Source organism: Candidatus Glomeribacter gigasporarum BEG34, from assembly GCF_000227585.1.
Classification (GTDB): domain Bacteria; phylum Pseudomonadota; class Gammaproteobacteria; order Burkholderiales; family Burkholderiaceae; genus Glomeribacter; species Glomeribacter gigasporarum_B.
Window position 1 is genome coordinate 24,397 of record NZ_CAFB01000048.1, and the last position, 9,969, is coordinate 34,365.

Sequence of the window (9,969 nt, forward strand, 5' to 3'; positions counted from 1 at the left end):
CGTAACCCGCAGCAGACAATCGTAAGGTCCAGTCTGCGCTCTGAATGCCGTTATGCTCTCGCCGCGCTCGGTTATTTCACGCGCCTGCCAATGCCGCGCTGGGTTGGTCCCCAGCACCATGATTTGGGTGCCGCCGCGCGTTATTTTCCGCTGGCGGGGATCATAGTCGGTGCCACCGCTGCGCTGGTTTATGTCAGCGCAACGGAGCTGTTTGCGCCGGGCGTTGCCATACTCTTGTCGATGTCTGCGACTCTGCTGCTCACCGGCGCCCTGCATGAGGATGGTCTGGCCGACTGCTGCGACGCGTTTGGCGGCGGGCGCACGCCGGCTGACGTATTGCGCATCATGCGCGATTCACGGATCGGCGCGTTTGGCGCCATCGGCATCGTGATGGCGCTTATGCTCAAATGGCAAACGCTCATGTCACTGACCGCGCGAGCGCCGTCGGATGTCGCAATAACAATGATTGCTGCGCATGCAGCAAGCCGTACCGCCGCGATGAGCTATCTCATCACGTTCGACTATGTTCGGCCAATGGGCAAGGCAAAGCCCGTTGCGCAGCGCATGCGTCTGCCCGCGGCGTTGATTGCCGCGATGCTGGGTTTGCCGTGGTTATTCTGGCAGGGCTGGCAGTTCGGTATCGTAGCGCTGGGCCTGCTGGGCGTGCTGCGCTTCGCGATAGGGCGCTGGTTTGTCCGGCGCCTCGGCGGTTACACTGGCGACTGTCTCGGTTTCGCGCAGCAAATCTTCGAATTGGCGATTTACTTGGTCGCTGCTGCATGGAACTTGTTTTAATTCGTCACCCCGCTGTTGCCATAAAGAGGGGTATTTGTTATGGGCGTAGTGAGGTACCGCTTGCTGGCGATGCGCGGGCAGAAGCGGATGCGTTACTGGAACGGCTGAAGGTATTGGCCGCTGCAGCTGCACCAGTCACTGCGCTTGCGGGTGCCGCTGCTACCGAAACTCAGGTTGCGCGCCGGCGAATGAGCGCGGGTGGGCGTTTGCTCTTAGCACCGTCGATGATTGCGACGAGTCCTCTAATGCGCTGCATGTGTATCGCCGCTCGCCTGGGCGAGCGGATCGGGTGCAGTATTACGCCAGACGTGCGCTTGTGTGAGCTTGATTTTGGCAGGTGGGAACTGCAGCGCTGGGAGGACCTCAACCGCGATGCGTTAGACGCATGGGCGCGTGATCTTGAATATGGGCGTCCGCATGGCGGCGAGAGCGTCAGGAGGGTGATCGACAGGGTGAGTGCGTGGCTCGCACAGGCGCAGGCTGCCTCAGATGAGGAGACACATGATCGGCCATATGTTGTGTGGGCAATCTCACATGCGGGGCCGATCCGCTTGCTGACTGCCTATGCACTGGCTTTACCAGCGACCGCTTGCACCCATTGGCCGCTCGCGATGGGCGGAATGGTGTGGCTGCGCAATACCGCATCGGCGAGTTCGCGCATGCCTTGGGCGCTAGGCTGTTGGAATCGCTAACCTGAAAATTTCACCGTGAACACTCGCCTTATGACCGCCGCCGATACCTTTGCACCGATCCACCCGCTGCTTTCAACAGACGCAGATTCTACCCTGCACCGTGCGTTAATCCATAGGATGGATGGCAAGACGAAGCCGCCGGGCAGCCTTGGCCGTCTCGAAGAGCTGGCCCTACAAATGGGAATGATTCAACAAACCATCACGCCACAGGTGACACGCCCCGTGATCATCGTTTTTGCCGGCGATCACGGCATTGTGGCGGAAGGGGTGAGTCCTTATCCTCAGGCAGTGACCGCGCAGATGGTGGCGAACTTTTTGGCCGGGGGCGCCGCGATCAACGTATTGAGCCGCGTATGCGGCGTAAGCCTTGAAATCGTCAACGCTGGCGTAGCCGGAGAAGTTCGCGCCACCGAGAACCTCATCAATATCCCGGTTGGCCGCGGCACGCGCAACTTTGCGTATGAGGCTGCGATGACGCGCGAAGAGACCCAAATTGCGCTTGCGCGCGGCGCAGCCCGCATTGCTGTGCATCAACAACAAGGCACTCATGTGATTGGTTTTGGCGAAATGGGGATTGGGAATACTTCGGCTGCGAGCTGCTTAATGGCGCGTCTGTGCGGTTTGCCCGTCGATCTCTGCGTAGGACGCGGTACCGGTCTGGATGATGCTGGCCTTGCACGCAAAAAGCGGGTGCTCAACCAAGCGCTTAAGAAACATACTGGCTTCGATCCGCTCTATGTTCTGATGACTTTCGGCGGATTTGAAATCGCCATGATGACGGGCGCTATGCTCGCTGCGGCAGCCGCGCGGATGACAATCGTCATAGATGGCTTTACTGCGACTGCTGCATTGCTGATCGCGCACCAGATTGCGCCGAATATATTGGAATACTGCGTGTTTTCTCATCTGTCCGATGAAATCGGACATCAGCGATTGCTTGCGCACTTCAACGCAAAGCCTTTACTGGCGTTAGGATTGCGCCTGGGCGAAGGGACTGGCGCGGCCCTCGCCATTCCGTTGCTACGCGCAGCGACATCATTTCTTTCTCAAATGGCCAGTTTTGATTCCGCAGGGGTGAGCAATCGTTCATGAGGCGCAAAGCCAATGATGTGCAGCCTATTTTTTCAATTCCACTGGAATCCCAACGACTGTGAGTATCACTCGATTTGCGAGCGCTGCGACACGTTGATTTAACTGGCCCAGCGCATCGACATATTGGCGGGTAGCAGCTCCCATAGGGATGACGCCCATACCGACTTCGCTACTCACAATAATGATGGATCCAACGCATCTTTCCAGTCCGGAAATCAATAGGTCAATCTGAGACGCCCAATCATGACGGGGACGTTTATCCTGAATGGGACAAAGCAAATGACTGAGCCACAGCGTCAAGCAATCGATCAACACGCAATGCCCCGGTGCATCCGACTTCGCCAGCGCGCCGGCAAGATCAACGTCTATCTCAAGCAGTTTCCATTTAGGTGGACGGCGGCGCTGATGCGCCGCGATCCGCTTGGCAAATTCTGCGTCCCGGACCTGCGCCGTTGCGATATATGTCACTGGAAGATTGAATTCAACCGCTAACTTTTCTGCAACGCAGCTTTTGCCTGAACGCGCACCGCCAACGATAAAAGTCATGCTTCTATCGTTGTGACCATTGGATGGACCGGCAAGCTTCATTTCAATGGTCCTCCGCTCTGCACCAAAATCCGACATAAATCGATCAGTTTATAAATGAATCAGTTTGTTTCACTGTAGTCGTTTTCGCTGCTTATAATTTACCAGTTACAAAGGCGAACATACATCTATGTCCGAAGCCCTCCATACGAAAATCATCCGGACCGCAGACCATAAGCGCGCACTCGTGCTGTTTTCGGGCGGGCAAGATTCAGCCACATGTGTTGTCTGGGCACTGGCGCGATGTGACTACGTCGAGACGCTTGGCTTCGATTACGGACAACGCCACCGGGTTGAGCTGGAATGCCGTGAGGGCTTCCGCGCTGCGTTAACGCATCAGTTTCCGCAATGGGCAGATAAGCTCGGCAGCGATCACATGATTGATCTATCGGTCCTCGGCGCGGTCAGTCACACAGCGATGACGCGCGAGATTCAGATTAAGATACAGGAGAACGGTTTGCCGAATACCTTTGTGCCGGGCCGCAATCTGATGTTTATGACAATTGCCGCGGCCATTGCGTATCGACGTGGTCTGAAGGTACTCGTCGGCGGGATGTGCGAGACGGATTTCTCCGGATATCCGGATTGCCGCGACGACACGATCAAGGCGCTGCAAGTGGCGTTGAATCTTGGCATGGATCGGCGTTTCTTGGTGGAGACGCCACTGATGTGGCTTGACAAAGCCGCCACCTGGCGGCTTGCGGAATCGCTGGGCGGGGCTGCGCTCGTTGAGTTGATCCGCGTGAAGACGCATACCTGTTACCTCGGCGAACGGGCAGAGTTGCACCCGTGGGGCTTTGGCTGCGGCGCGTGTCCGGCGTGCGCACTGCGTGCAAATGGTTACGATGCGTTTTTGAAAGGTAAGCGCGCAATTGAAACTTGAGTTGAAGGGCGTCGAATCGGATGACATACGCGGTCAAGGAGATTTTCTACACGTTGCAAGGCGAAGGAGCGAATGCGGGCCGCCCGGCGGTATTTTGCCGATTTGCGGGGTGCAACCTATGGTCGGGCCGCGAGGAAGATCGCGCGGGCGCGATGTGCCGCTTCTGTGATACGGATTTCGTCGGGCTTGACGGTGAGAACGGCGGTAAATACAGAACGGCCGACGCGCTCGCAGCGATGATCGCCGCGCTATGGCCACCACACGAAGCGCGGCGCTTTGTCGTCTGCACGGGCGGCGAGCCGATGTTGCAACTCGACAATGCACTGATCGACGCGCTGCATCGCGCGCGTTTTACAGTCGCGATTGAAACCAACGGCACGTTGCCCGTATTGTCAAGCATTGATTGGATTTGCGTCAGCCCAAAAGCGGACACTCAATTGATTGTCACGCAGGGCAATGAGCTCAAAGTCGTGATTCCGCAAGACAACCAGCGCTTGGCTGAGTATGAGGCGCTCGATTTCGCACATTTTTTTGTGCAGCCGATGGACGGTCCGTCACGCAACATCAATACCCGGCTGGCGATTGACTGGTGCAAGCGTCATCCGCTATGGCGTTTGTCGATCCAAACCCACAAGCATTTAGGGATCCCCTAACTGAATTGACCCTCATCATGCTCACCATCACGCGCCAACTCGCATTCGATGCGGGACATCGGATTCCCGATCATCAAAGCCGATGCCGGAATTTGCATGGGCATCGCTACGTGCTCGAAATCACGTTACAAGGTAGCGTGATTAAGACTCAGGGGGCGCCAGACTGCGGCATGGTGATGGACTTCGCTGAGGTGAAGACGCTCGCCATGCGACATCTGGTTGAAGCTTGGGACCATGCCTTTCTGGTCTATCAGGACGACGCGCGCGTCCGCGCGTTTCTCGAAACGATGCCGGAACACAAAACGGTCATCATCAATCGCATTCCGACCGCCGAGAACCTCGCAGCCATCGCATTCGAGCGGCTCGCGGGCGTTTATGACGCGCATTACGGCGTCAACCTGCGGCTTGCCAAAGTGCGTTTATATGAAACGCCCCATTGCTGGGCGGATGTCGTGCGGGATGGATACACCGCTGAAGACAGATAGGGAAGCGTATGGGTCCATTCGACGACGCCACATGTACGCAGCTCACGCAGCGGATTCGCGAGTGGGGGCGCGAATTGGGCTTTAGTGCGGTCGGCATCAGCGATACCGACTTATCACACGCGGAAGCAGGCTTCACCCAATGGATTCAGGCAGGCTACCACGGCGAGATGGATTATATGGTCAAACACGGCTCCAAGCGCACCCGGCCGGCTGAACTGGTGCCGGGCGCGCAGCGCGTGATCAGCGTGCGGATGCCTTATTTGCCCGCTGCGACTGTGCGAGGGCAATCGCACGACTGGCGCGCCAGCGAACACGCGAAGCTCGCTGAGCCGGATCGGGCGGTGGTATCGATGTATGCGCGTGGACGCGATTATCATAAGGTGGTGCGTCAGCGTTTGCAGAAGCTGGCCGAACGCATCGAAGCTCAGATCGGGCCATTCGGTTATCGCGTATTTGCCGATTCGGCGCCGGTGCTCGAAGTTGAATTCGGGCGGAAAGCCGGCATCGGATGGCGCGGCAAGCATACACTCCTGTTGCAGCGCGATGCGGGATCGTTCTTCTTCCTCGGAGAACTCTATGTCGATATACCGCTGTTGACCGACGCACAGACGGCCCCGTCAAGCGCCCCGCAGCAAGATGGCGCGCATTGCGGTCATTGCACGCGCTGCATGAACGCCTGTCCGACGGGCGCCATCGTGGCCCCTTACCGCGTCGATGCGCGCAAATGTATTGCCTATCTGACCATCGAATTGCACGGCAGCATTCCATTAGCGCTGCGTCCGCTCATCGGCAATCGCATTTACGGCTGCGATGATTGTCAGCTCGTCTGTCCGTGGAATAAATTTGCGCAAATGGCGACTTGCGATGACTTTGACGTGCGCAATGGCCTGGACGACGCCCACTTGGTCGATTTATTTGCCTGGAGCGCCGACGAATTCAATCGACGGTTCGCTGGCTCGGCAATTCGCCGCATCGGCCATGAGCGCTGGCTGCGTAATATTGCGGTTGCATTGGGCAATGCGCTGCGCAGTCTGTTGCCTTCCGCCTTGCGCGATGAGTTGACCGCCGCGTTGCGGCGGCGTATGGATGATTCATCGGCGCTGGTGCGCGAACATATTGCGTGGGCGTTGGAAGCCGCTTGACAAGTAAAATACGATGTCTAATCTGTCTCCTCTTGGCAAACCCGTCACCTACACTGGGCAATACGATGCCGGCTTGTTATGCCCGCTCGACCGCCGCCGCAGTCGCGATGCGATTGGCGTACCGGCGCAGTTGCCGTTTTTCGGCGCCGACATCTGGAATGCCTACGAACTCTCGTGGTTAAACGAGCGCGGCAAGCCGCACATCGCAATCGCCACCTTCTGCGTGCCCGCGAATTCGCCGAATATCGTCGAATCGAAATCGTTCAAGCTCTATCTCGGCTCCTTTTCATCGACTCAGGTCGCGTCAGTCGACGCGCTATGCGACACCCTCAAACGTGATGTATCCGCGTGCGCGGGGGCAACGGTGTCCGTCCAACTGACGCCGCCTGTTGGTTTTGGCCAACTGATGCTTGGCGAGCTCGGCGGTGTATCGCTGGACCGGCTCGATCTCGATATAGAGATTGACGAGCCAGACGCATCGCTATTGAGCGCGGATGCCAAGCAAGCGCCCATCGATGAAACGGTTGTATCGAATCTGCTGAAATCGAATTGTCCCGTCACCGGCCAGCCGGACTGGGGCAGCGTGCAAATTCGCTACGTCGGGCCGCCCATCGATCATGCGGGATTGCTGCGCTACATCGTTTCGTACCGGCATTACGCGGACTTTCATGAACAGTGCGTCGAGCGGATGTTCATGGATATCCAACGCATGTGCAAGCCCGTCAAACTAGCGATTTACGCGCGTTATACCCGACGCGGCGGACTCGATATTAATCCGTTTCGGGCCAGTTTCGATGCGCCGCTGCCCGACAACGTGAGGACCGCGCGACAGTGATCGACTAGAGCATTTTTCAGCGGCTTGCACTGCGTCGCTTCGCGCTCGCCGTATTATTCATACTGTCTTCGCGCTCGCTCCTTGAGCAAGCCGCTGAAAAATGCTCTAGTGCCCCAGTGTTCCAGAAAACCATACTAGGACTTGTGATGAATGATCAAACCATCGCTGGAGTGGAGCAGCGTGCCAGACCCTCGCAACAAGAGGTGGAAGAAGCCATTCGCGTGCTGATCCGGTGGACGGGTGATGATCCCGCCCGCGAAGGTCTGGTGGACACGCCGGCGCGCGTCGCACGCGCCTATCGGGAGTTCTTTTCGGGCTATCAGCAAGACCCCGTGCAGATACTGACGCGCACCTTCTCTGAAGTCGACGGCTATGATGAAATGATTGTGCTCAGCGGTATTCGGTTTGAAAGCTACTGTGAACACCATCTGGTACCGATGATCGGCACCGCGCACGTCGGCTATCTGCCGGAAAAGCGCGTCGTCGGAATCTCTAAACTCGCCCGACTGGTCGATGTCTACGCCAAGCGATTGCAGATTCAGGAAAAGATGACGGTCCAGATTGCCGACACATTAAACGGAGTGCTGCAACCTAAGGGAGTCGCTGTCGTTCTCCGAGCCTCGCATCAATGTATGAGTACGCGAGGGGTGCATAAAGCGGCTGCCGAGATGATTACCAGTCGTATGCTCGGCGCTTTCCGCGACAATCCCGCGACGCGCCGGGAATTCCTTGCGCTCGTCGGCATCCAGGCGGCGCGCTAAGCGCCTATCTGAAAACGGTAGCGTCGAGACATCCTGATCTATCGCAATGTATACGCTGGCTGACTTTGATTTTGATCTGCCGCCTGAATTCATCGCGCAGACGCCGCTGGCCAAACGCAGCGCCAGCCGTCTGCTCGAAGTCATTCATGCCAGCCCGCATCAAGAGGATGACGCTCCGCCTGCCCGCCTGGTGGACCGGCAATTTGCCGAATTACCTGCATGCCTGCAACCAGGCGATTTATTGGTCTTTAACGATACCAAAGTACTGAAAGCGCGGTTATTCGGCCGCAAGGCCAGCGGGGGCAAAGTCGAAGTGCTGATCGAGCGCGTGCTCGACGCACGTACCGCGCTCGCGCAAGTGCGCGCCAGCAAACGCCCGGCGGTCGGCACCACCCTCAAACTCGCGGATGCGTTCGACGTGACCGTCGGCGCGCGCGTTGAACCGTTCCACACGCTGCATTTTCCAGACGACTGTCTGACGCTGATCGAGCGCTATGGCCGCCTGCCGCTGCCGCCGTATATCGAACATGATCCCGACGCCACCGATGAGATGCGCTATCAGACGATCTTTGCCAAGCATTCGGGCGCGGTTGCTGCGCCGACCGCCGGCTTACACTTTGACGACACTACATTTGAAGCGCTCGAAGCGCATGGCATACGGCGCGCAACGCTGACGTTGCACGTAGGCGCCGGCACCTTCCAGCCGGTGCGGGTCAACAATCTCGCCGAGCACAAGATGCATCGTGAATGGTATCAATTGCCGCAGTCGCTGATTGACCAAATCGCCGCCACTCAGGCCGCCGGCCGCGCGGTGATCGCGGTCGGCACCACCTCGATGCGGGCGCTGGAGGCCGCCGCGCGTGACGCTGACCGCGCGCAGCGCGCGCTGACCGCGACCGCGGCGGAAACCGATATTTTCATTACCCCGGGATACCGTTTTCAGATCGTTGACCGGCTCGTGACCAACTTCCATTTGCCGAAGTCAACGCTGCTCATGCTCGTGTCCGCCTTTGCCGGCATGCAGGCTATCCGTTTCGCGTACCGGCACGCGATTGAACAACGCTACCGTTTTTTCAGCTATGGGGATGCGATGCTGCTCACGCGAAAAGATAACGAATAACGCGGCAATCACTGTAAATACGGCGAGCCACAGCCGCAGCGCGCGGCGCACAAGACGCACTGCGCGCCCGATGTCGGCCGCTTGCGGCGCGTGTCCGGCACCGAGCAACGGTCGCATTTCATCGATGCCGTGATAACGCGCCGCGCCGCCGCATACGACGTTCAAGCTGCCCGCGCCGCTTGCGATGACCAGGCCGGCATTCGGACTGCGCCACTCGCGCGCTTGCGTGCGCCAGCATCGCAGCGCCGTCTGTGCATCACCGCAAAGCGCGTATGAAAGCGCGGTTAAGCGCGCGGGAACGTAGTTCGCGAGATCGTCGATTTTCGCCGCCGCCCAGCCGAAATGGAAGAACTGCGGCGTGTAATAACCCCACATCGCATCAAGCGTATTCACCAGCCGAAACGCCAGTGCGCCGGGGCCGCCCGCGAGCGCGAACCAGAACAATGCGCCGAAAATCGCATCATTGCCGTTTTCGAGCGTCGATTCGACCGCGGCGCGCGCAATCTCAGTTTCGCCCGTTCGCGAGGTCTCTCTGCTGACAATGTGTGCAGTCAGGCGGCGCGCGGCGTCGAGCTGGCGCGCTTGAAGCGCGCGTTGAATGGGCAATATATGAGCGTAGAGGCTGCGCGCGCCGAGCGCGAACCACAGCAAGACGCAATGCACCGGATAAGCGAATGACCCAGGCAAGACATCTGTGAGCACGAATGCGGCGGCGACCGGCGCAATAATCAAAATACACCATGCCGCGATGCCTGCGATGCGGCAGAACGTCGGCCATTTTCGCTGGGAATTGAATACACGCTCGATGGCTTTAGCGCAGCGCCCAAATCCAACCAGCGGATGAGCGCGGCGCGGCTCTCCAAGTAACCCATCGAGCACAACGCCAAAGATGGCGAGGAAGGGCATCGATATCCACCACGAGGGTG

The 9,969-nt window shown here is 58.4% G+C and carries 11 protein-coding genes and 1 pseudogene; 10 read left to right on the top strand and 2 right to left on the bottom strand.

What is annotated here, in order from left to right; translation table 11 throughout:
- Positions 1-33: 33 nt before the first annotated feature.
- Genes CAGGBEG34_RS06360 through cobT form a run of 3 tightly spaced genes read left to right on the top strand, consistent with a single transcriptional unit; the run spans position 34 to position 2,579 of the window.
- Positions 34-795 carry an adenosylcobinamide-GDP ribazoletransferase gene (locus tag CAGGBEG34_RS06360; protein ID WP_006682950.1) on the top strand — a complete coding sequence of 254 codons (762 nt, stop codon included), beginning with the start codon at positions 34-36 and terminating at the stop codon, positions 793-795.
- Complete coding sequence (locus CAGGBEG34_RS06365) at positions 780-1,487, top strand: histidine phosphatase family protein (RefSeq protein ID WP_006682951.1); 708 nt, start codon at positions 780-782, stop codon at positions 1,485-1,487. Before CAGGBEG34_RS06360 ends, CAGGBEG34_RS06365 begins: the two co-directional genes overlap by 16 nt.
- 30 nt (positions 1,488-1,517) lie before the next feature.
- The gene (cobT, locus tag CAGGBEG34_RS06370) at positions 1,518-2,579 is read left to right on the top strand and encodes a nicotinate-nucleotide--dimethylbenzimidazole phosphoribosyltransferase (protein ID WP_006682952.1); all 1,062 of its coding nucleotides are present in this window, start codon (positions 1,518-1,520) and stop codon (positions 2,577-2,579) included.
- A 24-nt stretch (positions 2,580-2,603) separates the two neighbouring features.
- On the opposite strand, the gene cobU is transcribed toward cobT, so the two are convergent.
- Positions 2,604-3,167 (bottom strand): bifunctional adenosylcobinamide kinase/adenosylcobinamide-phosphate guanylyltransferase, encoded by a 564-nt coding sequence (gene cobU / locus CAGGBEG34_RS06375; protein ID WP_042688252.1) that lies wholly within the window; start codon positions 3,165-3,167, stop codon positions 2,604-2,606.
- Positions 3,168-3,294: 127 nt separating this feature from the next.
- On the opposite strand from cobU, the gene queC reads away from it, so the two are divergent.
- From queC to queA, 7 genes are all read left to right on the top strand, one after another.
- Positions 3,295-4,047, top strand: a complete 753-nt coding sequence (gene queC / locus CAGGBEG34_RS06380) for a 7-cyano-7-deazaguanine synthase QueC (protein WP_006682954.1) — start codon at positions 3,295-3,297, stop codon at positions 4,045-4,047.
- Positions 4,048-4,067: 20 nt separating this feature from the next.
- Complete coding sequence (gene queE, locus CAGGBEG34_RS06385) at positions 4,068-4,700, top strand: 7-carboxy-7-deazaguanine synthase (RefSeq protein ID WP_006682955.1); 633 nt, start codon at positions 4,068-4,070, stop codon at positions 4,698-4,700.
- Between the two features lie 17 nt (positions 4,701-4,717).
- Positions 4,718-5,185, top strand: a complete 468-nt coding sequence (gene queD / locus CAGGBEG34_RS06390) for a 6-carboxytetrahydropterin synthase QueD (protein WP_006682956.1) — start codon at positions 4,718-4,720, stop codon at positions 5,183-5,185.
- Between the two features lie 8 nt (positions 5,186-5,193).
- On the top strand, positions 5,194-6,327 hold the full coding sequence (queG, locus tag CAGGBEG34_RS06395; RefSeq protein WP_006682957.1) for a tRNA epoxyqueuosine(34) reductase QueG: 1,134 nt from the start codon (positions 5,194-5,196) through the stop codon (positions 6,325-6,327).
- Between the two features lie 13 nt (positions 6,328-6,340).
- The gene (gene queF / locus CAGGBEG34_RS06400; RefSeq protein ID WP_006682958.1) at positions 6,341-7,162 is read left to right on the top strand and encodes an NADPH-dependent 7-cyano-7-deazaguanine reductase QueF; all 822 of its coding nucleotides are present in this window, start codon (positions 6,341-6,343) and stop codon (positions 7,160-7,162) included.
- 146 nt (positions 7,163-7,308) lie between these two features.
- Positions 7,309-7,923, top strand: coding sequence for a GTP cyclohydrolase I FolE (gene folE, locus CAGGBEG34_RS06405; RefSeq protein WP_006682959.1), 615 nt, complete (start codon positions 7,309-7,311; stop codon positions 7,921-7,923).
- Between the two features lie 46 nt (positions 7,924-7,969).
- A complete protein-coding gene (gene queA / locus CAGGBEG34_RS06410) occupies positions 7,970-9,043 on the top strand; it encodes a tRNA preQ1(34) S-adenosylmethionine ribosyltransferase-isomerase QueA (RefSeq protein ID WP_006682960.1) in 1,074 nt (357 codons plus the stop codon).
- On the opposite strand, the pseudogene cbiB reads toward queA, so the two are convergent.
- Positions 9,029-9,949 (bottom strand): annotated as a pseudogene (gene cbiB, locus CAGGBEG34_RS06415) (adenosylcobinamide-phosphate synthase CbiB); the annotation flags it as partial. The gene queA and the pseudogene cbiB overlap by 15 nt on opposite strands.
- Positions 9,950-9,969: the final 20 nt, after the last annotated feature.